The organism is Paenibacillus sp. MABNR03 (assembly GCF_050455445.1).
GTDB classification, from domain to species: Bacteria; Bacillota; Bacilli; order Paenibacillales; family Paenibacillaceae; genus Paenibacillus; species Paenibacillus xylanilyticus.
On record NZ_JBCIYR010000005.1, the window covers coordinates 61,798 to 82,877 of the forward strand.

The following is a 21,080-nucleotide window of genomic DNA, read 5'->3' on the forward strand; positions in this document are numbered from 1 at the left end:
GATTAATACGCAATTTACAAAGAAAAGTTGTATTGAAGAGTATTGTAAGTAGTTGAATAAAAGCAGCCAATCACAATGATCAGCTGCTTTCTTGTTGTTATGAGCTAACGTTTCCCGTTAGTTGGATGAAGATAGTTCCAAAATCACTTTTCCTATGTGACCACTTTGTTGAGCTTCTCCAATTCCTTTCTTATACTCACATAAACTAACACGTATTCTTGGTGTCTGAATAATCAAATAACCTTTTTTTACCAAACCAAATAAATTATTAAAACTTTCATACCAACGTTCATCGGAAACACTTGCTATCCATCTCTTAAGCCAATATGGTTTCACCCTAATATTAGGATGTTTTTCATGTATATGAGACCAATTCAATTGACTTCCTGAAAGCAGTCCAATAATGGTAACTGCACCACCTGGACGAATACATTCAATCAAGTCGTGCCCTTCTTGCCCTCCAATGCTATCAATACCCGCTGTCGCTCCCAATCCACTAGTCATTTCCATTACTCTAGGAATGAGTGATTCTTTTGACGTATCAATTACAGCCCAAGCACCAAGTGATAGCAATTCTTCAATATGGATATCATTCCTTACCACTGCAATTAGCTTATATCCGAATACTTTTGTGAATTGTGCGAAAATATGTCCTATTGCAGAACCACAGGCATTTACAACCAGGACATCATCAGAATTTAATTGTAATTCTTCCGTACAAACAAGCCATGCTGTCATGGGATTAATGTACATTTGGCTTGCTGTTTCGTCATCTATTTCTTCGGGAACTGGCACTGCAAAATTGGCTTTTGTTTTCACATACTGTTGCCAAGTACCTTCCCCACGTAGAGGTAATACCCTCTTACCTATAAGAGATGTTGTTACTGATGAACCAACAGCCTCAACAACACCTACCCCTTCATAACCGGGGATAGTCGGCAACTGAATTCGGTGTTTGTAGGCACCATGAATCGGGATTAGGTCTGAAGGATTAATTGGACTAAGAATCATTCTAACCATTATGTCATCGTGTTGAAGTTGTAAATCCTCAATCTGTTGCTCTAATTCCAACACTTCAAGTGGATGTCCAAATTTTTTATATTTTAAAGAAAAAGTCTTTGTAATGCTTCTCACTCCTTGCTAGATTAGCCTGCTCCATTCATGATTTAAAGATTTCAGCTGACTATACATTTTCTTCATCTACAATAATTACAACCTTAGTAATAATCATTTTCATGAAGTTTTAAAGTAATATTACAAATTACTCCAAATGATAAACCGTTCAATTAACCTGTCCATAGTTTATTGTATTAATATGCGAAGGCTGTCAACACTTTTTTGACTATTTTTTTTACTAGAGTCCGTCCTCATACTACCTAAACGGTTTGCAAGTTGTCCATTTAAGCGGCGTTTGGCAGCTTTTCGTTCAACTAACATGACCGTTAGTTGAACAAAAGCAGCTGATCATATTGACCAGCTGCTTTCTTTATTGAGCTATCGTTTCTTGTTAGCATAGCTACCAACAAATTGTATAAGTCCAATTAATAATTTACTGAGATGAAATCTGCCATTAATTCATTTACGATATCCTCGCATGTTTTAATCTCCCTAATAAACTGGATTCCACTAGATACTGTATTGATTCCTTCTTCAAGTCGTCCATCTAACATGGCCGTCTTCAAATTTCCTATTTTCGATAAAGTGCTATTCACTTGATTATCATTTAAATTTTGAGCTTCTAAAGCCGTCGAATGCGGAGTTGCACGCCAGTAGCCACCATAGCCAGTACGAAGAAGGATTAAATCTTCTGTACCGTGTTTTACAATGTCCTGTTTAGCGCTTTCGTGTGCAGGCGACTCGACAGATGCAATGAATCTTGTACCAAGGTAAACTCCTTCGGCACCTAATGCAAAAGCAGCGTTGACTCCTCGCTTATCAGAAATTCCTCCAGTTGCCATGACGGGTACATTAACTGCATCAACAATCATCGGAACGACTGTCATTGTTCCAACTGGGATGTCTGGCGTCGAACCTCCTTCATCAAAGCCAGTAGCAACAATAATGTCAGCGCCTGCTCTTTCTGCCTTTTTGGCTCCTAAAACTGTTGGATGTAGTTCCCTGAAAACGATCGTGAAGCCAAACTCCTTCAATCTTTTAATATCCTTTTCATTTGCTTCGCCAACTACAACTAGAACTTTTACTTTCTCTTCAACAAGAACTTTTAATAATGCTTCTCCATAAGGATTCTCTCCTGCATCCACAGCAGGGGGGAAATAATTGACTCCAAAGGGCTTATCCGTTAGTTCTTTCGTTTTTCTAATTTCTGTTCTTAAACGTTCTGCACTATCGTCTGGTCCATTTGCTGTCGTATTTTGACCTGCATTTGGGCCAAGTGTCCCCATACCACCAGCATTAGATACTGCTGCGACCAGTTCGGCTGATGTCACCCAAGACATAGGTGCTTGAATGATAGGATATTTAATCCCTAGAATGTCTGTTATTCTGCTCATTATATTTATCAACTCCATTTAATCTATTATGTCGAGTTTCTTAAAGAATAATGCATGTAATAGAGTGCATTACGAATGCTTCCCCATGATATCTAATCAACAAATTTATTATAGGCAACATATGTTGTATACTTGATTTTAATGAAATTCGAGGAGAATTCAATCATCAGTTTCGCTCGATTATGGCTTAAGCAACATTTTATTAAATCTGTTGATTACGAAGAAAGGAGAATTAATATGCTGGACAAGAAGGTCGATCCTCGTGTTATACGTACAAGGAAACTCTTAGTGGATGCCTTTACGCATTTAACAAATAAAAAAGACTTTAAAGATATAACTATTAAAGATATAACTGACCAAGCAACGGTTAACCGAGCAACATTTTATGGTCATTTCGAGGATAAATATGAATTGATGGAAAGTGCTATTTCTGAAGTGATTGTAGAACAAGTCGGGGGTTGCCTAAAGAATTTTAACACTCTCAATAAAGAGACTTTGGTCAATATCTTCATGCTGCTAATAACGTTTCAGACAGACTTCGAAAAAGAATTAACTTCCCAATGTAAGAGAAGTTTTCATTCGTTTAGATACGTTTTTGAATCCAAAATAAAATTTGAATTAGAAAAATTATTTCAGTCTATTTTACACAACCATAATAAAAATTTAGATTCGGAGTCCATTAAAGTTGGTGCAGCTGTGTTAAGTGCTAGCATATTTGGAGCAACACTTGATTGGAAGCTTAATAGTACGTTGTCTGCTGATCAATACATTCGTTATGCTATTCCCTATATTTCAGGGGAGTTTCTTTGAAAAATAAATAACGATGCAGCTGATCAGAATCGGTGGCATCTTTATTTATGCAGTACCCTGCCCGTTAGTTGAATAAAAGCAGCCAATCACAATGATCGGCTGCTTTCTTTGTTTTATTGAGCTATCGTTTCCCGTTAGTTGAACTTACTTTGTGCCTCCATACTTCACTAGCGCCATATTTATCTTGGTTAACCTTTGACGAAAACAGTCTTTTACACAGTGCGCCTCGACATCACTCAACCTTAGGTAAAACATTACCTTGCATTTCTTTTATGATTTCTAAGAATTGACCAACTTCCTTGGATGGATGTAATGGATATATTAAACCATATGGAACTGTGAAATCTAAATCACTAGGGATTGTCACCAAGGATGGATGAATATCTGCCCACGCCTCCAATGTTAACATAACCGTATTACTTTCCTCGCAGCGATTAAACACATCAAGATCATAGAGTCGCGGAACATCCTTAATTTGTATTTGAGGATGTTTCATTTTCAGGAAATTACGTATGTCATGAATGACGGCACTATTCCCACCATTCACTACAGCCAATCTTTCCCCATACAAATCTTTGACAAAAAGTGTTTTTCTTGAAGCCAGCCTATGCTGCCGAGATACGGCAAAGCAAACGCGGTAACTCCCCAGTTCAAGCATACGGTAGTAGTCCTTCAAGTTATCTGTAAGAAATGGCCCCGCAATGATATCGAGTGATTGGCCAATCATGCGGTAAGTGGTTGGGAGTGTATGTGCGTCATCTTCGAAATGAACGATGTTTATTCCGAATTGAGGATATATGTCGCTAATTCCATTCCACAAATCAATCAAAACCTTACAGGGGTTAAGCATAGAAGTACCCACCCGAACAACATGACGATTGGCCTGTGCGGAGTGATGCATGCGAATAAGAGATTCTTGAAAATACTGCAGCATATATTTCGCATCTTTGATAAAAGATGTTCCTGCCTTTGTAAGGCTAACACCGTGGTTGGTACGAATAAAAAGTGGGACTCCGGCTTGCTTTTCCAACAAATTCATTTGTTTCATCACAGCGGTTGAAGAAATAAAAAGCTTTTCGGCTGCCTTAGAAAAGCTTCCGGACTCCACCACTTGAACAAACGTCTTCAGTTGCTCAATCATTCAGGCAGGCTCCTCCTTTTGCATAAACCATAAGTTAATACCATGCTAACTTATTTGAAATTCCGTATCAACCTGCTAAGCCGTATCATTATAGAAGAACGAAAGAGAAAACAGAAGCTTTAAAAATACTACACACAGGAACTGCATTGGAGGAGAATACGATGGAAAACAAAGTCTGGTTCATTACAGGAGCCTCTCGCGGATTAGGGCGCATTTGGGCGGAGGCCGCACTCTCTCGCGGGGATAAGGTTGCCGCGACCGCTCGAACACCCGAGAACATCGCCGAACTTAAGGAACGTTTTGGAGACGCTGTTCTCCCCCTAGCGCTCGATGTAACAGATTCCCAGCAGGTCGAGCATGCCGTTCAGCAGGCTCATGCGCATTTCGGCAGGCTGGACGTCGTCCTAAACAATGCCGGTTACACACTGGTTGGCACGTCTGAGGAGGCTGAGGAATCCGACGTCCGCGAACTATTTGACGCCAATTACTTTGGTACGCTTCGTGTCATCCAAGCTGCCCTGCCTCTGCTTCGACAACAGGGCAGCGGGCACATTCTTGGCGTCTCAAGTGCCATGGGGATTGTTGCGGCGCCGCTCATCGGCTTCTATTGCGCGTCCAAATGGGCAGTTGAAGCATTGCACGATAGCCTCGCTCAAGAGGTTAAAAGCTTCGGCATTAAGGTCACGTTGCTCGAGCCGGGCGCCTTTGCAACTGACTTTGGAAGCCCCCTGTCCATGAAGACATCACAGGGATTGGAAGCCTACGCTGAACTTCGAAATCAGGTGTCCGTTCGTTTATCGACAGAAGAACGAGGCGATCCTAATGCGACGGCCGAAGCGATTCTTCAAATCATAGACGCCGAGGACCCACCTCTGCGGTTTGCGGTCGGCTCGGGGGTCTTGCCTTTGGTGCGCGGAGTCTATGCCGATCGTTTAGCCACTTGGGAGACATGGGAAGCTGTTTCGAACGTAGCGCAGGGATCGCCGATAAGCCACCGTTAGATTTGGAATTAGCAAAAGGTAAAGAAACAGGGGGCAGCTGCCAACAAGGCAGTCTGTCCCCTGTTTTTTTGCTATGCTTCCAACTGAGCCGATACGTAGACTTCAATTCAACTGTTCTGCCCGTTAGTAGAATAAAGGCAGCCGATCATGTTGATCTGCTACCTCCTTTGGTTTTATTGAGCTATCGTTTCCCGTTAGTTCAATCTAGATTGATGTGAATCTTGTTCATTGCAAGCCAATCAAGAGTTTTAAACCGAAGATTTTCCCCAAAACGGTTAATGTGCTCAAAATATGTCTCACGCCTTCCGAACAGAGGGCGAGTAAAATACGTCAGCATGCATATGCTGAATTTTGTCCCAGTTACCGGGATTGGTCGTGTCTGGAGTGCGGTGCTCCAGAATGGCCTGATATAGGTCGGTTTTTTGTTCTAGGTGGGCAACGTGGCGTTTGGCTTCTTCAAGCTGAACGAGCGCCGCTTCTTTATGCTCCATCATAAGTGCGAAGCGTTGCGGAATGGTCGAATCCCCTTCGAGACAGAGATCGATATACTTTTTAATGAATTCAATCGGCATCCCGGATTGCTTGAGGCATTTCACGCCATGCAGCCAGTTGATTGATTCGTCGTTGAACATCCGAACGTTGTTTTGATTACGCTGTACGCTTGGCACCAGGCCTTTATCCGTGTAAAAGCGCACGGCGTGCTGGGTGAGTCCTGTTATCTGGGCGGCTTCTTTGACCGTATACATGTCAAATCCTCCTTGGAAAATAAAGTTGTGAAGACGACTTGACTTCGTGTAGCACGAAGGTTCTAAGCTTATTGTAATGCAATTCAGCCGTAAGTGGAATTACCGCTGAAGTGCCCGATTCCCGGGATACGCGCCGTTTGCTATCATACATTTAAATACTAGGAGGAGTTAAAATGCAAAACGTAACATTGAACAACGGAGTGAAAATGCCGATTATCGGCTTCGGTGTCTACCAAGTTCCCGATGCTGAAGAATGCGAGAACGCGGTATATGAAGCGCTGATGGCCGGTTACCGCCTGATCGACACCGCCGCCGGTTATCTGAACGAGGAAGCGGTCGGATGCGCGATCAAGCGCAGCGGCGTACCGCGTGAGGAGCTGTTTATCACGACCAAGCTCTGGGTTCAAGATGCAGGATACGAGAGTGCCAAGCTGGCGTTTGCCAAATCCTTGAAGAAGTTACAGCTCGACTATCTCGATCTATACCTTATACACCAGCCGTTCGGCGATTACTATGGCGCTTGGCGTGCGATGGAAGACCTATACCGCGAAGGCAAGATCAAGGCGATCGGTGTCAGCAACTTCCTGCCCGACCGTCTGATGGACCTCATCGTGCATAACGAAATCGTACCTGCAGTCAACCAGGTTGAAACGCACCCGTTCTACCAGCAGATCGAGAGTACCGCTTTCATGAAAGAGCAGGGAGTGCAGCACCAGTCGTGGGCGCCGTTCGCTGAAGGAAAGGGCAACATGTTCAGCAACGAAGTGCTGGCCTCGATAGCAGAAAAACACAACAAGTCCGTCGCCCAGGTCGTGCTGCGCTGGCTTGTTCAGCGTGAAGTCGTTGTTATTCCAAAATCGGTGAGAAAAGAGCGGATCGTCGAAAACTTCGACATTTTCGATTTTGAGTTGAGCGCAGACGATATGCAACAGATTGCCACCCTCGATACACGGGAAAGTCTTTTCTTATCCTACCACGATCCGAAATTCGCCAAGATGCTTGGCACCTTGAAAGTCGATCTGTAAACCTTGATCGAACCGTAAACTCATCAGGATTTTACACTCATCTATTAAGAACGGACAGGGCACCCCTGTCCTTTTTTACTTCAATTGCAAATTCTAAGAATAGCAAAACTGCAGCTAGTAGTGTAACGAAATCTATCTAAGCAGGTAACACACAGAAGCACCAAGATCTCCCGAACTATCCTGCCCGTTAGTTGAACAAAAGCAGCCGATCGTGTTGATCAGCTGCTTTCTTTGTTTTATTGAGCTATCGTTTCCCGTTAGCGCAAAGGCTCCTATGATACGACAAAGTTCATCGACATAACGAACCAGAGTTTCCAGAGAGGGTACTGTTTCTCCATTGTGTTAACTTCTGAAGTAGGAAAGTACCCAGCCAATGCCGTTTCGATCCGTGATACCAGCAAGAAGTCCGTTAAAAGGAGCCTCGAACACCTCGCTATCTATAGTCCCGTCAGCCGTCAGGTCTTCATACACTTGGCGAAATTCCTCTTCAGTCTCGAGCGTCAGAGTGACCTTTACATAGTCGCCTTTTAAAGAAGGCTGAGCTGCGGTGCTATCGGCGAAGTAAATTGTACTGCTGCCTAAAATTAATTCCGCATTCAGCACCTTATCATCCTGTTTTCTAAAAATTTTAACTTCCCCGCCGAGCACAGACCGGTAATACTCGATTTCTTCCGTGCAATTGTCCACCACTACAAAGGGACTCGCTACTTTCATACATCATACCTCCTGATTTTCATGTACTGCTTAACTGGCTTGCAGATTCCGGAATAAAGGATATCTGCAATTTCGCTATAAGAAATAGCGGATGGACCGGACAGGTAATACGCCTTGTTTTCATGTCCTACCGTTGTTAAGACGTGGAATGCTACTTTCGCGATATCCCGCGCATCAATCAGGGCAATTCCTTGGTTCCCCATCTGCGCGTAATACCAGAATGTCCAATTTCTTTTTCAACTGCTCGGTGCCACTTTGTCAGTGTGACGGCTTCCAAGTCAGATCTACCCCAGAGAGCTTAACCAGATGATTGACACCTGTATCTTTTGCAGCCCGAATGATGCTGCTCGATAACTCCACCATTCTTTACAGACATTTCCTTGTTGCATTAATAACTAAAGTGATTGAATTTATTTCGTACCGTCTCCTTTTCAATTTTAGATGGCACTGCAGCTAATTAATGTGAATATTAGATGCGATGTCATTGCAACTATTTATACTGTATATCTAATAAGATGATATTGCAACTATTTTTTATCGTTGAATTTCGAACTTAGCTTGTCGGGTGACAAGAACATTGGCCGATTCAATTCAGCGTAAATCGCAGGCTTTCTCATAATCAGAACATGTTCTTTGTCATTTGATAATGTCAAATATTGACCGGACAGCGCCGTTTCACCCATTACGAACCAATTCGCTCATGTTGCCTAGCACCTTTTTCAGCAAGCTCAACATAAGGGCATATTCGTCTTCATTGATACCGACAAGACTCTGGTTACTTACGCGATTCAATGCTTCTTTAACCTTTGGTATTACATCTCCGCCCGCTTCTGTCAAATAAAGCAAATGGTAACGATTATCCGCGGGATCGGGTTCCCTTCGAACGTAACCCTCGGCTTCGAGTTTGGCGGTTGCTTTCGTAATCGTTGTTTTATCTAAGAGTAGTTCTTCGCTTAATGCTTTCTGTGTAATTGATTCTTTGTGCGCGATCGCCATGAGGATGAGATACTGCCCGCTTCCTATCCGATAAGGAGCAAGCTCGGATGATATAAGAATTTGCTGATAGCGATAAATAGCCGATATATACTTCCCATACGACTCGGTAATATCCATAGTGTACATCCCCTAAATTAAGATGGTATTGCAACCAGTGATTGTATTGTACCATGTCAGGCGAAGTGTCTCAATTGCGGCACCGTTGCGTCGACAACGCGTCTGTCAGCCTCAGAAGTTTATCCAACCTTAGAGATCCAATAGGATCAAAACACCAGCAATGAGCGTATCGTATCGAGGAAGTGATTCGCAATTGCCTGCTCCCAGAAAAGGCCCTTGGGCTCATATTCGTAATAAACCACCCGTTAGCTTAATGAACAATCATCAGCCTGATATAATTTCCCCGTTCTCTACAGTCTTAAAGGAATAGGTACGAGAACTGAAAACCCTTCATCGTTTCGAAATCCCAGGTATCATTATCTAATTGTTCGAACATTGGGATCGCAAGATTGTGAATAGCCTCTTCCGTTTTACCTTCAATATAGTCCTGAGTTATCAGCTTTGCTTCATAGCCACCTATCCCCTGCCTTATCCATTTTGGGGCCTTTTGATTGACTTCACTTATTAGCCACATGGTGAACAAGTGAACCGTACCTTTAAGAATCGATTGATAGGTATGCTCCAGTCCTGGATTTAATGGAGATACAATTTTAAGAATACCCCCTTCATAGGTACCCATGAACCAATCCGGAGCATTAAAAATACACCGCCAGTGCCGTTGTGCAGCCTGGCGGTGCATTCGTCATTTGAATATGGATTCGTTAATCGGTTCTACTTCATCTCCGACAGCGGATTGTCGCTATGCGAAAATAGATCATTAAATATCCGTCAGTTCGGGCCTTTCATCCCCAGCCTAAGTCCTGAGTCCAAGCATATGCACGTTAGACCTACTCACCAAGATCTCGTGCAAGCCACCCGGAGGTATCGAGGCGAATAGGATCAGTACCAATTAACTCCGCGAGTTGTTTCTCTATTTCCTCGAGTTGGGTGATACCGATCTTCCGAGCCCATTTATTACGCAACTCATCAAAGATCTCTTCAGCTTCCCGCAGCATGTCTAACCCATGTGCGGTGACACGAAGGCGTTTACGGCGAGCGTCTGCTGGATCTTCTTCACGCACAACGTACCCGCGTTTTTGAAGTACCCCAATGGTTTTCGCCGCAGCTTGTTTTGAGACCTCTAAGCGTCGGCCCAGTTCTGAAGCGCTGTCGGCACCTGAGGCAATGGCCCGGATTGCTAAGTCGTGGACGGGACGAACATCCTCGTAGCCGCGAGCAGCAAGTTCAACTTGCGCGGCTTCCACCAATGAACGATAGCCGCCAATTAAAAGCATTGTAAGAGTAGCACCTAAATTAGACATAGTAATATTATAATAACATAGCTAAGGGGATCGTCAAAGAGACCATGTTCCAGAATCCCATCCTTAACCAGATGTTTTGAAGCTGGGTGTTCCGTATCTCGTGGCCACGCCACTTGACAAAGACAACCAGGTTGTCTATCATCCTATTAGACAACTTGGTTGTCTAAATGAGTTGGAGGAGGATTTATAAATGACAATAGATAAAATAGCTGCTACATTGACCGGTATCTCTCATCACTATGCAAAGGTTAACGGAACAAAGCTTCATTACGTATCGGCAGGGACATCCTGCCCTCCCGTCCTACTGGTCCATGGTTTTCCTGAAACTTGGTGGGCCTTTCGAAAACTAATTCCACTTTTAGCCAAGAATCACCGTGTCTTCGCCGTAGACCTACGCGGCTTTGGCGACTCTGACAATGGGCCTGGTACATACGACAGCAAGACCTCTGCCGAAGACCTGCACCTACTTATCGAAGAGCTCAATGTTGGCCCAGTACACCTCGCAGGCCAAGACATAAGCGGGGCAACCATCTTCCGCCTCGCAGCAACCCATCCGGAAGACGTGCTCAGCTTCACCGCGATCGAGATGGGCCTACCTGGGTTCGGCCTGGAGATGCTAGCCGACGTCACACGCGGGGGCACCTGGTACATCGGAGTTCTTGCTGCTCCGAACATCCCCGAAATGCTGCTCAGCGGCCGCGAGCGTGAGTTCCTTGGACAATTCGTGTTCCCAAGCATGAGCGCGACACCAGGAGCAATCTCAGAAGCCGACATCGACGAGTTCGTACGCACCTACTCTCGTCCCGACGGTTGGCGCGGAGCGATTGGCCTCTACCAGTCTATGCTTCAAGAAGGCGAAGACATTGCAGCTCTCGCCGCCGCCCACAAACTGAGCATGCCCGTGTTGGCAATCGGAGCCGGAGGCGGTGAGTTCACCTTCGCAACGATGAGCCAGGTAGCGTCGGGTCAAGTTCGGTCGGTTTCCATAGATGGCGTCGGCCACTATGCAGCACTGGAGGCACCCGAGATGGTTGCTGATGCTCTTCTCGAATTCTACGACATATCGTTGCAGCTCAATAAATCGAAAGGATAAATGAGAGTATTCGTGGACGAACCGCTTCGGTTTGTGCGAATGGTGAAGACGTCCAAAAGCCGCACTAAGCCCTAAATGAGTCATAACTCCATCTACCAGCATAAAGCCAAACCGCGACCTCGTGCAGGTTCAGAAACGATAGATGAAAATGTCACGCTTGAGAATTAGTCGATAGGCTGATTGAAGCAGAGGAATACATCGCGAAACACCAGACAACTTGGCAAATAAGCATTCTTGAACAGTTCAAATAGCGGCTCATTTTTGGACATAACACATCTATTTTGGACCCAACAATTAACAGAACCTATGTGAAAACGGCAGCCGATCCTTTTGGTCGGCTGCCGTTCAGTCTGATCTCAACTATCGTTTCTACATTAGTTGAACTAAATTCAAAAACTGTATATGTATACCCCTCTGTACCAAACCAATCGCTCGGTTTCATTTACCACCTTGCCAATACTCTGTCCGATTGCTGTGCATTGAAATATCGAATGGCCTTCTGTGGAACTTACCTCTACTCTCGCGGTTCAGTCAAAATCGAAAATAAAATTGCACCATTTTACTAGAATATTCGGATAAACTCGTCGAAATGTACAAACTATTCACTGTTCATCTTTTACCTCAATACGTTTAGTTGAAGGTTTCAGTTTTGGTGGATTGTAAAAAAAGACTCTCATTTAACGTCTTTCCTCCTAATAAAGCGGGCATTACGCGCTCCTTTTTGCTACCATCCTAACATTTATCACATTAATATTAAACGATCCTGCCCGTTAGCGTAACGAGTTGTACTGTGATTTGTCGTTAATCCATTTCCGATTTGATACCATTTTGACTTAAAAATTTTATTAAATCATTACTCAGCTGCACAATCTCATTGTTAGCATCATTCGCATAATCCGGCAACATCATATCTCTAACCATTTTAGTTCGTAGCCATGTCATAAAGAAAAGATCTAAAAATAAGTTTGGAAATTTAAGCACCATTTTAAGCATTGGTGGATCAATTGAAACGCCAGCTTTTTGTATTGCCTTTAGATGCGTTTTTAAAGTGACTGTTATTTTGCGTGCCGTATTTCTGGTTTTGGCTGTTTTTTTGTCCATTATCTTATTCTCGGATTGCAAAACGCTCAACATGGCAATGTCTGATACGGAGTGTGTGATTAGATACGCTTGCATATCCTTTTTAATATCGTAGGGAAGCTTTGCCGTTTTAAATATTATTGCGAGGTTTTCTATGCGTTCTGTCACTAGACCATTAATTTCTCCGAATGCAGTTGCCGCTATAATCTTTGGTAGAAATCGAGCATGCAATACTCCATCTTTAATCTGTCCACCGAAGCCCGGAAAAGCGGGTAAAAGTCTATCACCTACGATATCCAGCCACGAAGAAAATCCCATTGAATTACTAGTCATCGTAACTATATTTTTGCTTTGATTATCTTTTAGCGTTAACAATGCTGATTCGGACCGATCATAACGAACGGTAACGAAAATAAAATCGTATACATCGTCGTTTTCGAGTGTATCAATGACATTCACTTTTATCGATCTAACAGTACCTTTTTCCTTATATCGCAGGCCATTTTCTCTTAATGATTTATATCTATTAGAACGTGCAAATAGGGTAACGTCAAACCCTGCTTCTATAAGCTTAATTGCGTACATGCTCCCGATGACACCTGCACCAAAAATTAAAATTCGATCTTGTTTATTTGGCATTAAAACCACTCCTACCTATTACTATTTCTTGTTTAATTATCCGACAACACGTTGTATGATGTGATTATAAATTTTCCATATTCATTGATCAACCATCAGTTTTTTATGATTTGTCGGATGATATTCTTAGACGCTAGTAGGAGGAAAACATGAAAAAGCAACCCCAAATAACAGAGAAAACAAGACAAACCTTTGTTGAAGTTTTTTGTGAGTTATATAGCCAAAAACCAATCGAGAAAATTTCAGTTCAGGAAATCGCGAAAAAGTCAGGATATAACCGCAGCACCTTTTATCAATACTTTACTGATATTTACGAATTGTTAGATGCTCTTGAAAATGACTTATTGAACGACATAAAAGAAGAATTGGCGAAAAAAGAGCTATCGATGCATACGGTTCAAGATGCGCTCCATTGTCTGGACAAAAAAGAACATCTCTTGGTTCTCAATGCCCTTTTAGGTGATTATGGAAGTCCCCGTTTTTTAAAACGTTTAAAAAAAGAAATCACTCTAAATCGGTTGGAATTAAATGTTCCGCAAAACCCTTCCTTAACGCCATACTTGATTGAGTTTTACCTGTCAACCTCCCTTTCCTTATTTCGTCTTTGGCTCCAGCGACAAAAGGATTTATCGTCAGAAGAGTTTTTCAAGTTAGTGGACAACCTCTATTCAAAGGGGGTTACGTCCTATTCTAAAGAATGAGTCTGCCATTCAAACCTAATCGATGTGTAGTAAAATAAAAAAAACTCGCCCTTCCTTGTAGTACGGTTCAGCGCGAATGATCTTAAACTATCCTGCCCGTTAGTTGAACAAAAGCAGCTGATCACATGGATCAGCTGCTTTCTTGGTTACATTGATTTATCGTTTCCCGTAAGTCTAATGAGAGTTGCAGATTGAAATTAACTAATTAAACATTTTAAGAAATACCCTAATACTATATATAAAGGTATTAATCAAACCGTGACTTAGAAATTCACATCGAATCCAACATGGATTCAACCACGTTTTCTGTCTGTGTGGGAGTAGCGCTTGATAAATTTTTATATTTCTCTCCCCAGATTTTCATTTCCATAATGATCGGCACTAATGTGCGTCCGAATTCCGATAGCGAATATTCCACTTTGGGAGGAACTTGCGGGTACACCTCACGGTGTACGATGCCGTCTTCTTCAAGCTCTCGAAGCTGTAGCGTCAGCATTCTCTGCGTGATGGTCGGACATATTCTGCGAAACTTGTTAAATCGTATAGGACCTTCAATCATATGGTACAAAAGTACACCTTTCCACTTGCCTCCGATGACATCCAACGTATACTCGACGGGACAACCTTCTTCATTCGGGCAATGGCCGTATCCCGATTTGCGGTCGCGCATGTTTGTATCCTCCTCCATTAACAGTATACAAATTGATACTACATCACATCATTGTGCGTACTATTCATGGTAGTCACTATACGTTATATTACAACCAGAAAGCAATAATAGATGTATTTAAGGAGGAAACAACAATGTCAAACCAACAAATGAAAGCCATCGGCTTGCTGAACTATTTACCCATTGAGCATCCTGAGAGCTTGCTGGACGTAATGATGGATGTACCTGAACCTACAGGGAGAGACTTACTGATCCGAGTCAAAGCCATTTCTGTCAATCCCGTCGACGTCAAAGTACGAGCTCCTAAAAATCGAACCGAAAACACGCCAAAGATTCTCGGTTGGGACGTCTCAGGTGTCGTCGAACACGTTGGACCGGAATCTTCACTGTTCAAACCGGGGGATGAAGTGTATTATGCTGGCAGCATTGCCCGTCCTGGGGGGAATAGCGAACTTCATCTCGTTGATGAGAGAATCGTCGGTTTTAAACCGGCAACACTGGATTTTGCCCATGCAGCCGCCCTTCCGTTAACCACTATCACTGCTTGGGAAGGATTATTTGATCGTTTGGGCGTGTCGGCTGCCACAGATCACAACGAAGGCAAAACAATTTTGATCATCGGGGCTGCGGGCGGTGTGGGTTCTATTTCGACACAACTGGCCAAACACGCCGGTTTGACCGTCATTGGCACGGCTTCACGCCCGGAATCGGCTGAGTGGGCCAAAAATATGGGAGCCGACCATCTCATCAATCATTACGAAGCATTTCTCCCTCAGCTCAAAGCACTGGGCTTGGAACACGTTGACTATATTTTCTGCCTAAACAGTACGGAGAAGCATTGGATCAATATGGCTGAGGCCATTGCTCCTCAAGGGAAAATCTGCTCTATTGTGGAGACGGATGAGCTGCTCGATCTGACCTTGCTGAAAAACAAAAGCGTCACTTTTGCCTGGGAGCTGATGTTCACCAGACCGTTGTTCCAGACTGCGGATATGATTGAACAACATAACCTATTAAATGAAGTTTCCCGTATGATCGATGAAGGACGCTTACGCACTACTGTTGCCCAGATCCTCTCTCCCATTAATGCTGCCAATTTGCGTAAGGCACATGCGATACTGGAAGAAGGACGTATGACAGGTAAAATCGTGATTGAGAACTTCGAGTAACATTGATATTCGTTCCTACCCTGCTTGGATTGCTAATCCCAAGGGCAGGAACGTTTGAATTCGATTATATATTATTCGCGTATTTTGCTATTCTGCCCGTTAGTTGAACAAAAGCAGCCGATCACTTTGATCAGCTGCTTCTTTGCATTATTGAGCTATCGTTTCCCGTTAGTTCAATCGCTTTGTGAATACACACGAACATGTTCCCCGTAACAATAAACTCTATCGCAAAGGATCAAAACATACAGACAGCCAATTAGATCCGCCCCCCCATTTGACAAACCTGTTTGCTGTCCCCAAAAGAGGCTGATCCCCTAAAATAAGTTTGAGTATGATTATATTGGGCATATAAAATCTCCATTGTTAACTCTCCACCATGGAGTAGTGGTACATTAAATAAACTTATTTCGACTGTTTCTCCAATCAATACGAGGCGTAGCAATGGATACGTCTCTTTCATGAGCAGCTTTGAGAGCACGTTCAATGGGTTCATCCCAGTCATAAATCGCCAATGTAAAAGCACCCCAGTGGACAGGAAGTAACAGGTTACCCCGGAGATCAATATGGGATTGTACCGTTTCTTCTGGGAACATATGAAAAGGCCACCAGCCTTTATTGTCATATTGTCCGGATTCGATTAGTGTCAAATAAATGGGCCATATTTTTCACCAATCTCTTTAAAGTGTGGACTATAGCCGCTATCCCCACTGTAAAACACATTTGTATGTCTTCCATCTATGATCCACGAAGACCACAAGGTTAAATTCTGACCAAATCCTCTTCCCGAAGAATGCTTTGTCGGTGTGCAGCGGAACTTCAGGTTAAAACCTCCACTTCTTCCCACCAGTCAAGTTCAACAATCCGCTCAGTATCCCCCCATCTCTCAAGATGGCTGCCTACACCGAGAGGGACAAGAAACTTTCTTACTTTGTTTCTTAATTTCTTGATTGCCCGATAATCTAGATGATCATAGTGATCGTGTGATATAAGTACAGCATCAATTTCGGGAAAGACCTCAATTTCGATTGGCATTTGTTCACTATAACGCCTGCCACCAAATCTAAAGGGAGGGGTATAGTCCGTAAATACCGGGTCTAACAATAATAATTTGCCATCCAGTTCAAAAATAGAATAACGAAAACTAACGTTCCGTTTAAGACAACCCCATTATCGCCCAACGTTAACGATCTTCCTGACCCAGGTTGGTTCATTCGTCGCCGCCCTTACGAGGCAGTCGGCGCAGTCAGCGAAGGAAAGTGGCCGGAGCGGAGAAATGCGGGTCGAGGGGCCTGCCGTATATTTCGAAGTGGCGGCTACGTCGCTAAGAGCGGGCGGTCGTACAATGATCCAATCTAATTCGCTCCGTTGTACTGCACGCTCGGCAATGGCCTTGTCCTCAACCGCCTTCGTGAAAATACGACCCGAAATATTTATGGCCAAGCGATTTAGTGCTGAAAGTTCTTTTCCATCGCTCAGACCAATGCCGCTCTGCATGACGAAGCGCTTAACTCCGGCGCTCTGACAGGCTGCCAGGATGTTCGTAATGCCCACCGACATGATGGTTCCTGGCGAAAAGTTTTTGCGGATGTTCGAGATCCCCTCCGATATGACGGTACCCTGCGAAAAGTTTCCGGTAGGACCTATGCAACTAATTACCACATCTGTATCGGCCAAGGCCTTGGCAATGCTCGGCACATCGAGTACATCTCCCTGTCGGACGCTGAGGCGCGCTGTGGGGGCGATGACTTCCGGCCGGCGAGCCACGGCTACAACCTCGTGCCCCAAATCAAGTGCTCGCTCTATCACTTTCCTGCCAGTCGCACCCGTCGCCCCTATTACTGTTACCTTCATTAAGTAGTTCCCCCTTCGAATGTGATAATTATTACTCGTATTCATAGCTGCTTTACTAGACAGCACCGGTGGCTGCCAAAGCTTTGACGCAGCTTGCCAACCGCGAGGAAGATCGGCTCCTACTGGTTAATATCCACAGAAAAATGCACACTGGAGTATTAGATAACAACTGTGTATAATCATAAACAAAAAAATAATGCGTCAGCAATTACCAAATAACTGTAATTCGTGCATTTGTTCACAAATCATTTGAAGTTGTGTAATTTATTTCAGAAAGCATGGTGACTCAAAGTGTCTAAGGTGGATAGAAGAATAATCAAATCTCAAGAAGCGATAAAAAAAGCTCTGATTGAACTGATGATTGAAAAAAAAATCGACCAAATTACTATACAAGAAATTTCCGATAGGGCAAATGTTAGCCGAAGAACCATCTATCTTCACTACATAGATAAATTTGATCTTCTAGATAAGCTAATGGAAGAACATATTTACGAACTACGGAAACTCTGTGAATTAGCAGCTAATAATACCGTTTTTTATGATACGGTATTGTTATGGTTCGAGTACTTTGAGAGTCATTATTTATTCTTTTCAACGATGTTGGCGAATCAAGGAGGTCCTTTTTTTCACAGTCGGTTCCTTGAGTTTGTCCTCCAAGAGTTAAAGAATGTAGAAAACATAACCGAAGGAAATTCTCAAGGATTAAGTGACGGTGACGCTGAAGATGTGATTATTCAATTTTTTGGAGCTGCTATCGTAGGGGTAGTGGAATGGTGGTTCAAGAATGGAAAGCCCTCCCCTCCTCACTATATGGCACAACGAGTGGGGGCGTTGTTAGAAAGGAATTTATAATCGATCTTGAATCAACACACTTTATTTCGCTATCCTGCCTGTTAGTTGAATAAAAGCAGCCGTCACTAAGTCGGCTGCCTCCTCGGTTTTACAGGACTAACGTTTCCCGTTAGTTCAGCGAATTGATTTATAAACCTTATCTAAATGATCGAGATGCAAGTGTTGGCCTAATGGTATATATGTTATATGCATCCAGCTTCAGTTCTGCTTGCTCCTAAAATACTCTGCTGTTTCTTCGTCCGCCCAATCAATACTTCTATTGACAACTTCAGGATATTATTGTCTCAACCACTTGAGAGGTATCTTCTTCATACCTTATTGTTTGTTCAATTTTCAGCAAATAAATGCTAAGGCTTCAATTTCTGTTTCCTTTTTCAACATATATTTATCAAAAAACGCCTTTGTATAAGAGGTAATAATGTTGCGCTGTTCCATGGCGTCCCGGGTTCCTCTGGAAGCCTCATTCGTGAAGGCAAACAAGGCGTCGGAAAAGTCACCGTGAGTCACATTGTCAATAATGACGAAGTATGTTTCCTGACTGTTGGTTTCAAGAAGAAATGCGTTCGTATTATAAGCAAGCGCAGTACTGAGCTGCATGAAGGGTTTCTTAAGATCGCTATCCACGGCACCTAACATATTACCGTCAAGATTTACACCGCCGACAAATCGGTCATCGTCTCGGGTAACAATGGTCGCTGTCGTTCCTCCAAACGAATGTCTAAACATCCCCATACCGATTTTAAGGTGCAATCTACCTTTAAAAATCGATTCCATGTCACCACTATTCATTTTGTATAGATGGTCTGCGATATGTCTAACATCCTCACTCTGTAACACAACATATTTTGAAAAATTGACTGCTGCAGGGGCCGAAGTCAATGTATGAGAGATCTCAATGGCTTTTTCTTTCTCGAGCTTTTCTGCCACAATTTGAGGCATAAGTGGCGTAATTAGCGTGGCGAATTCTTGTCCATATTTATTTAAATCATCGATGAATCTCTCTGACATCCTAGCTATTCGTCCATCCTTGAGTTTATACATACCACTTTCCGCGTGGCCAATGGATACGACAATATAGCCGGAGCTAGCCAGGTCTTGACAGTACAACGTGCCTTGCTGCGGGTAAGCGCCTGCACCATGAGAATAGAATAAAACCGGATATTGATCTTCCTTTTCAGACAAGGCCACATCTTCGTAAGACCATGCCTTAACATTGGAGTCAAATAGCTTCTCACCCGCTCCCCCCCGATGTTAACCAGAAGCTCATCTCTCAGAGAATGAAATTCCGGAAATTCATCACCTCTCAGGTACCATTTTAAAAACAGTCTCCCTGGACACAAAAAAAACGGTACATTATTGTACCGATCATTGACTCACTCCATCTATGGTAATGTACAAAACGTCTCTAAGTCCAGCCCCAGAAGAAACCGTTTGTACAAACAATGGCAGACGTCATGAAGATTGAGCTTGATTATGAAGAGACTCTCGCTAAGTCAATAAATGCACATTAAAGCAAACAAGTTTCAGGCGGCTCAAATTCCGAATTGTTCAGAGCTCAGGTCGCCTGTAACTTGTATTTTATCTTGGTATTGAATTGAATTTTCTTTTCTTAGACAAATTTATTCCCATGAATGATGACTTAGAGAGATCAGTATAGTCTCTTACATTCATGCGCTAAGAAATCATAGTCTATTGTCTGAGGGTTATCCGTAAAGCGCATTAAAGATACTTTTTATAGAAAGCGTCCAATCTGTCAACAGCTTTCTTCACTGGCTCAGTCTTATCGTACAAGTCATAATGACTGGCACCTTCTACAATAAACAGATCTTTATGTTCCGAGGCTGCACGTTGATACAAATCATGACCATCATGGTAAGAACCAAACGCTCCCTGTATACTACCGACAATGATCTGCAAAGGTTGGGTTAACAAAGAGTCTGCCAGATGAAACGCGTCAAAGGCAATAATGGAATCTACACTTGTAAATTTCAAACGGTTAGGTGAGTTCGGATGCTGACCTCTGGATGTGCGGTAGTAATCCACTGCTTGTTTAATATCAAGTTCATTCATCCCTGCTGCTTCTCTTTCTTCGTGGCTTCCAGGAATCCATGGGTTAGTCAGAGGTTCTGCCCCGCGTGCCTCAGCCGTACGTTGCTGAGCAACCTGCTCCAACATTCCAATTGGATCGTTTTCACGATATCCGCGACCTATGTTCGCAACGGAAACCGCAGCCACTGCCTGGATGCGTCGTTCCGTCATTGCAGTATGTACTGCATATCCTCCTCCAGCACATACCCCCAGTACACCAATCCGATGCTCATCGACATATTCCAGAGTAGTCAGGTAATCCACAGCAGAGCGAATATCTTCCACACGAGCGGACGGGTATTCGGCATGACGAGGCTCGCCTTCACTTTCTCCCTGATACGATGCATCAAATACAATCGTCACATAGCCCAACTCGGCAAGTTTCTCTGCATAGATGCCTGCTGTTTGCTCTTTGCAGCTACTACCCGGATGAACACAGACAATAGCCGGATTACCTTTCTTTTCTTCAGCGTGCTCAGGTATTCGGAGAATTGCAGCTAAAGCCAGACCCTGCGCTAGGAATTTAACGTTCTTTTGGATTACTATCATCTATAAAACCACCTTTTCTATTTATGA

Annotated in this window: 20 protein-coding genes and 2 pseudogenes; 7 read left to right on the plus strand and 15 right to left on the minus strand. The window is 43.3% G+C overall.

Annotated features, from left to right (window positions below; translation table 11 throughout):
- Positions 1-117 precede the first annotated feature (117 nt).
- A complete protein-coding gene (locus AAIH57_RS23215; RefSeq protein ID WP_430023161.1) occupies positions 118-1,134 on the minus strand; it encodes a zinc-dependent alcohol dehydrogenase family protein in 1,017 nt (338 codons plus the stop codon).
- A gap of 407 nt (positions 1,135-1,541) precedes the next feature.
- Positions 1,542-2,510, minus strand: coding sequence for an NAD(P)H-dependent flavin oxidoreductase (locus AAIH57_RS23220; protein WP_430023162.1), 969 nt, complete (start codon positions 2,508-2,510; stop codon positions 1,542-1,544).
- Between the two features lie 237 nt (positions 2,511-2,747).
- On the opposite strand from AAIH57_RS23220, the gene AAIH57_RS23225 reads away from it, so the two are divergent.
- On the plus strand, positions 2,748-3,320 hold the full coding sequence (locus tag AAIH57_RS23225; RefSeq protein ID WP_430023163.1) for a TetR/AcrR family transcriptional regulator: 573 nt from the start codon (positions 2,748-2,750) through the stop codon (positions 3,318-3,320).
- Between the two features lie 232 nt (positions 3,321-3,552).
- Here the strand turns inward: AAIH57_RS23225 and AAIH57_RS23230 are convergent, their stop codons facing one another.
- Positions 3,553-4,461: a LysR family transcriptional regulator gene (locus AAIH57_RS23230; protein ID WP_430023164.1), complete on the minus strand. Its 909-nt coding sequence runs from the start codon at positions 4,459-4,461 to the stop codon at positions 3,553-3,555.
- A gap of 161 nt (positions 4,462-4,622) precedes the next feature.
- Between AAIH57_RS23230 and AAIH57_RS23235 the strand changes: the two genes are divergently transcribed.
- Positions 4,623-5,462: an SDR family NAD(P)-dependent oxidoreductase gene (locus tag AAIH57_RS23235; protein WP_430023165.1), complete on the plus strand. Its 840-nt coding sequence runs from the start codon at positions 4,623-4,625 to the stop codon at positions 5,460-5,462.
- A gap of 296 nt (positions 5,463-5,758) precedes the next feature.
- On the opposite strand, the gene AAIH57_RS23240 is transcribed toward AAIH57_RS23235, so the two are convergent.
- Positions 5,759-6,208, minus strand: a complete 450-nt coding sequence (locus tag AAIH57_RS23240) for a MerR family transcriptional regulator (protein WP_175395013.1) — start codon at positions 6,206-6,208, stop codon at positions 5,759-5,761.
- Between the two features lie 173 nt (positions 6,209-6,381).
- On the opposite strand from AAIH57_RS23240, the gene AAIH57_RS23245 reads away from it, so the two are divergent.
- Complete coding sequence (locus tag AAIH57_RS23245) at positions 6,382-7,233, plus strand: aldo/keto reductase (protein ID WP_430023166.1); 852 nt, start codon at positions 6,382-6,384, stop codon at positions 7,231-7,233.
- A 342-nt stretch (positions 7,234-7,575) separates the two neighbouring features.
- On the opposite strand, the gene AAIH57_RS23250 is transcribed toward AAIH57_RS23245, so the two are convergent.
- The 4 genes from AAIH57_RS23250 to AAIH57_RS23265 all read right to left on the minus strand — a co-directional run bounded on the left by AAIH57_RS23250 (position 7,576) and on the right by AAIH57_RS23265 (position 10,334).
- Positions 7,576-7,947: a VOC family protein gene (locus AAIH57_RS23250; protein ID WP_430023167.1), complete on the minus strand. Its 372-nt coding sequence runs from the start codon at positions 7,945-7,947 to the stop codon at positions 7,576-7,578.
- A 675-nt stretch (positions 7,948-8,622) separates the two neighbouring features.
- A complete protein-coding gene (locus AAIH57_RS23255) occupies positions 8,623-9,060 on the minus strand; it encodes a MarR family winged helix-turn-helix transcriptional regulator (protein WP_175395017.1) in 438 nt (145 codons plus the stop codon).
- Positions 9,061-9,358: 298 nt separating this feature from the next.
- Positions 9,359-9,679 (minus strand): hypothetical protein, encoded by a 321-nt coding sequence (locus tag AAIH57_RS23260; protein WP_430023168.1) that lies wholly within the window; start codon positions 9,677-9,679, stop codon positions 9,359-9,361.
- A 208-nt stretch (positions 9,680-9,887) separates the two neighbouring features.
- Positions 9,888-10,334, minus strand: a complete 447-nt coding sequence (locus AAIH57_RS23265) for a MarR family winged helix-turn-helix transcriptional regulator (RefSeq protein WP_217506355.1) — start codon at positions 10,332-10,334, stop codon at positions 9,888-9,890.
- A gap of 217 nt (positions 10,335-10,551) precedes the next feature.
- On the opposite strand from AAIH57_RS23265, the gene AAIH57_RS23270 reads away from it, so the two are divergent.
- On the plus strand, positions 10,552-11,454 hold the full coding sequence (locus tag AAIH57_RS23270) for an alpha/beta fold hydrolase (protein ID WP_430023169.1): 903 nt from the start codon (positions 10,552-10,554) through the stop codon (positions 11,452-11,454).
- Between the two features lie 801 nt (positions 11,455-12,255).
- On the opposite strand, the gene AAIH57_RS23275 is transcribed toward AAIH57_RS23270, so the two are convergent.
- Positions 12,256-13,173, minus strand: a complete 918-nt coding sequence (locus tag AAIH57_RS23275) for a ketopantoate reductase family protein (RefSeq protein WP_430023170.1) — start codon at positions 13,171-13,173, stop codon at positions 12,256-12,258.
- A 149-nt stretch (positions 13,174-13,322) separates the two neighbouring features.
- Between AAIH57_RS23275 and AAIH57_RS23280 the strand changes: the two genes are divergently transcribed.
- The gene (locus tag AAIH57_RS23280; RefSeq protein ID WP_175395021.1) at positions 13,323-13,874 is read left to right on the plus strand and encodes a TetR/AcrR family transcriptional regulator; all 552 of its coding nucleotides are present in this window, start codon (positions 13,323-13,325) and stop codon (positions 13,872-13,874) included.
- A gap of 271 nt (positions 13,875-14,145) precedes the next feature.
- On the opposite strand, the gene AAIH57_RS23285 is transcribed toward AAIH57_RS23280, so the two are convergent.
- Positions 14,146-14,544: a winged helix-turn-helix transcriptional regulator gene (locus AAIH57_RS23285; protein ID WP_175395022.1), complete on the minus strand. Its 399-nt coding sequence runs from the start codon at positions 14,542-14,544 to the stop codon at positions 14,146-14,148.
- 134 nt (positions 14,545-14,678) lie between these two features.
- Here AAIH57_RS23285 and AAIH57_RS23290 point away from each other — a divergent pair, with 134 nt between their 5' ends.
- Positions 14,679-15,713, plus strand: a complete 1,035-nt coding sequence (locus AAIH57_RS23290) for a zinc-binding alcohol dehydrogenase family protein (protein WP_175395023.1) — start codon at positions 14,679-14,681, stop codon at positions 15,711-15,713.
- Between the two features lie 392 nt (positions 15,714-16,105).
- Here AAIH57_RS23290 and AAIH57_RS23295 read toward each other — a convergent pair whose 3' ends face one another.
- The 3 genes and pseudogenes from AAIH57_RS23295 to AAIH57_RS23305 all read right to left on the minus strand — a co-directional run bounded on the left by AAIH57_RS23295 (position 16,106) and on the right by AAIH57_RS23305 (position 17,609).
- Positions 16,106-16,306: a hypothetical protein gene (locus AAIH57_RS23295; protein ID WP_175395024.1), complete on the minus strand. Its 201-nt coding sequence runs from the start codon at positions 16,304-16,306 to the stop codon at positions 16,106-16,108.
- Positions 16,307-16,356: 50 nt separating this feature from the next.
- Positions 16,357-16,814 (minus strand): annotated as a pseudogene (locus AAIH57_RS23300) (MBL fold metallo-hydrolase).
- A 66-nt stretch (positions 16,815-16,880) separates the two neighbouring features.
- A complete protein-coding gene (locus tag AAIH57_RS23305) occupies positions 16,881-17,609 on the minus strand; it encodes an NAD(P)-dependent oxidoreductase (protein WP_430023171.1) in 729 nt (242 codons plus the stop codon).
- Positions 17,610-17,855: 246 nt separating this feature from the next.
- On the opposite strand from AAIH57_RS23305, the gene AAIH57_RS23310 reads away from it, so the two are divergent.
- Entirely contained in the window at positions 17,856-18,416 is a 561-nt protein-coding gene (locus tag AAIH57_RS23310; RefSeq protein WP_175395028.1) for a TetR/AcrR family transcriptional regulator, read from the plus strand.
- Positions 18,417-18,749: 333 nt separating this feature from the next.
- Here the strand turns inward: AAIH57_RS23310 and AAIH57_RS23315 are convergent.
- Positions 18,750-19,616: pseudogene (locus tag AAIH57_RS23315) on the minus strand (choline esterase); the annotation flags it as partial.
- A gap of 519 nt (positions 19,617-20,135) precedes the next feature.
- On the minus strand, positions 20,136-21,053 hold the full coding sequence (locus tag AAIH57_RS23320) for an alpha/beta hydrolase (protein ID WP_336764628.1): 918 nt from the start codon (positions 21,051-21,053) through the stop codon (positions 20,136-20,138).
- Positions 21,054-21,080 lie beyond the last annotated feature (27 nt).

Bases quoted from the DNA above. Each gene is read 5' to 3' on its own strand.
- AAIH57_RS23220 (WP_430023162.1), bottom strand. From the start codon at position 2,510: ATGAGCAGAATAACAGACATTCTAGGGATTAAATATCCTATCATTCAA.
- AAIH57_RS23225 (WP_430023163.1), top strand. From the start codon at position 2,748: ATGCTGGACAAGAAGGTCGATCCTCGTGTTATACGTACAAGGAAACTC.
- AAIH57_RS23255 (WP_175395017.1), bottom strand. From the start codon at position 9,060: ATGGATATTACCGAGTCGTATGGGAAGTATATATCGGCTATTTATCGC.
- AAIH57_RS23245 (WP_430023166.1), top strand. From the start codon at position 6,382: ATGCAAAACGTAACATTGAACAACGGAGTGAAAATGCCGATTATCGGC.
- AAIH57_RS23285 (WP_175395022.1), bottom strand. From the start codon at position 14,544: ATGCGCGACCGCAAATCGGGATACGGCCATTGCCCGAATGAAGAAGGT.
- AAIH57_RS23265 (WP_217506355.1), bottom strand. From the start codon at position 10,334: ATGCTTTTAATTGGCGGCTATCGTTCATTGGTGGAAGCCGCGCAAGTT.
- AAIH57_RS23305 (WP_430023171.1), bottom strand. From the start codon at position 17,609: ATGAATACGAGTAATAATTATCACATTCGAAGGGGGAACTACTTAATG.
- AAIH57_RS23240 (WP_175395013.1), bottom strand. From the start codon at position 6,208: ATGTATACGGTCAAAGAAGCCGCCCAGATAACAGGACTCACCCAGCAC.
- AAIH57_RS23260 (WP_430023168.1), bottom strand. From the start codon at position 9,679: ATGGGTACCTATGAAGGGGGTATTCTTAAAATTGTATCTCCATTAAAT.
- AAIH57_RS23270 (WP_430023169.1), top strand. From the start codon at position 10,552: ATGACAATAGATAAAATAGCTGCTACATTGACCGGTATCTCTCATCAC.
- AAIH57_RS23295 (WP_175395024.1), bottom strand. From the start codon at position 16,306: ATGTTCCCAGAAGAAACGGTACAATCCCATATTGATCTCCGGGGTAAC.
- AAIH57_RS23235 (WP_430023165.1), top strand. From the start codon at position 4,623: ATGGAAAACAAAGTCTGGTTCATTACAGGAGCCTCTCGCGGATTAGGG.
- AAIH57_RS23230 (WP_430023164.1), bottom strand. From the start codon at position 4,461: ATGATTGAGCAACTGAAGACGTTTGTTCAAGTGGTGGAGTCCGGAAGC.
- AAIH57_RS23290 (WP_175395023.1), top strand. From the start codon at position 14,679: ATGTCAAACCAACAAATGAAAGCCATCGGCTTGCTGAACTATTTACCC.
- AAIH57_RS23250 (WP_430023167.1), bottom strand. From the start codon at position 7,947: ATGAAAGTAGCGAGTCCCTTTGTAGTGGTGGACAATTGCACGGAAGAA.
- AAIH57_RS23320 (WP_336764628.1), bottom strand. From the start codon at position 21,053: ATGATAGTAATCCAAAAGAACGTTAAATTCCTAGCGCAGGGTCTGGCT.
- AAIH57_RS23275 (WP_430023170.1), bottom strand. From the start codon at position 13,173: ATGCCAAATAAACAAGATCGAATTTTAATTTTTGGTGCAGGTGTCATC.
- AAIH57_RS23280 (WP_175395021.1), top strand. From the start codon at position 13,323: ATGAAAAAGCAACCCCAAATAACAGAGAAAACAAGACAAACCTTTGTT.